Source organism: Sporocytophaga myxococcoides (assembly GCF_000775915.1).
Lineage (GTDB): Bacteria > Bacteroidota > Bacteroidia > Cytophagales > Cytophagaceae > Sporocytophaga > Sporocytophaga myxococcoides_A.
This window is the reverse complement of the sequence record NZ_BBLT01000029.1, coordinates 1-1634: the sequence shown is the minus strand read 5'-3', so window position 1 is coordinate 1634 and position 1634 is coordinate 1. Positions and strand designations below refer to the sequence as shown.

1 protein-coding gene and 1 rRNA gene are annotated in these 1634 nt (G+C 51.9%); both read left to right on the top strand.

Going from position 1 to position 1634, the window contains the following annotated elements; genetic code table 11:
* Positions 1–201 (top strand): hypothetical protein (locus MYP_RS26670; protein WP_231570097.1); only part of this gene is annotated, 201 nt, incomplete at its 5' end.
* Positions 202–372: 171 nt separating this feature from the next.
* A 16S ribosomal RNA gene (locus MYP_RS24540) occupies positions 373–1634 on the top strand; the annotation flags it as partial.

Genomic DNA, 1634 nt, shown 5'->3' with positions numbered 1-1634 from the left:
CTGGATAAAAAAACGTTAACGGAATCAAATGGTTACGTTGGCAATGTCCGCAGAGAAATCTGCAACGAAGCGAACGAGGGGGTTGACGAGAAACGCGAAACACTGCATACTCTCACTTCTCTGCTGCTGACGAACACAACGCTTCGCACGGTGCAGCAAGGTAGTACAGAACAAGGTTCTTTAACAATCAACAGTCGATAAGTGTGGGCGTTTGATGAAGGTGCCGGCTGGCTTAGGTCAGCTGCATACTTAAATTATCAAATGTTCACAAAAGTATTAAACGTTGTCTCAGCAATGAGATAACGGTCAGTATCTTGAGTGAGCGACCCCTGAGAAATCAGGGTGACACGTAAGTGTCAACAAACAGAGATTGAACTGAAGAGTTTGATCCTGGCTCAGATTGAACGCTGGCGGCATGCTTTACACATGCAAGTCGAACGGCAGCGCGGGGCAACCTGGCGGCGAGTGGCGAACGGGTGAGTAATATATCGGAACGTACCCAGAAGTGGGGGATAACGTAGCGAAAGTTACGCTAATACCGCATACGATCTACGGATGAAAGTGGGGGACCTTCGGGCCTCATGCTTGTGGAGCGGCCGATATCTGATTAGCTAGTTGGTGAGGTAAAGGCTCACCAAGGCAACGATCAGTAGCTGGTCTGAGAGGACGACCAGCCACACTGGGACTGAGACACGGCCCAGACTCCTACGGGAGGCAGCAGTGGGGAATTTTGGACAATGGGCGCAAGCCTGATCCAGCAATGCCGCGTGAGTGAAGAAGGCCTTCGGGTTGTAAAGCTCTTTTGTCAGGGAAGAAACGGCTGAGGTTAATACCTTCGGCTAATGACGGTACCTGAAGAATAAGCACCGGCTAACTACGTGCCAGCAGCCGCGGTAATACGTAGGGTGCAAGCGTTAATCGGAATTACTGGGCGTAAAGCGTGCGCAGGCGGTTTTGTAAGTCTGTCGTGAAAGCCCCGGGCTCAACCTGGGAATTGCGATGGAGACTGCAAGGCTTGAATCTGGCAGAGGGGGGTAGAATTCCACGTGTAGCAGTGAAATGCGTAGAGATGTGGAGGAACACCGATGGCGAAGGCAGCCCCCTGGGTCAAGATTGACGCTCATGCACGAAAGCGTGGGGAGCAAACAGGATTAGATACCCTGGTAGTCCACGCCCTAAACGATGTCTACTAGTTGTCGGGTTTTAATTAACTTGGTAACGCAGCTAACGCGTGAAGTAGACCGCCTGGGGAGTACGGTCGCAAGATTAAAACTCAAAGGAATTGACGGGGACCCGCACAAGCGGTGGATGATGTGGATTAATTCGATGCAACGCGAAAAACCTTACCTACCCTTGACATGGAAGGAATCCTCGAGAGATTGAGGAGTGCCCGAAAGGGAACCTTCACACAGGTGCTGCATGGCTGTCGTCAGCTCGTGTCGTGAGATGTTGGGTTAAGTCCCGCAACGAGCGCAACCCTTGTCATTAGTTGCTACGCAAGAGCACTCTAATGAGACTGCCGGTGACAAACCGGAGGAAGGTGGGGATGACGTCAAGTCCTCATGGCCCTTATGGGTAGGGCTTCACACGTCATACAATGGTACATACAGAGGGCCGCCAACCCGCGAGGGGGA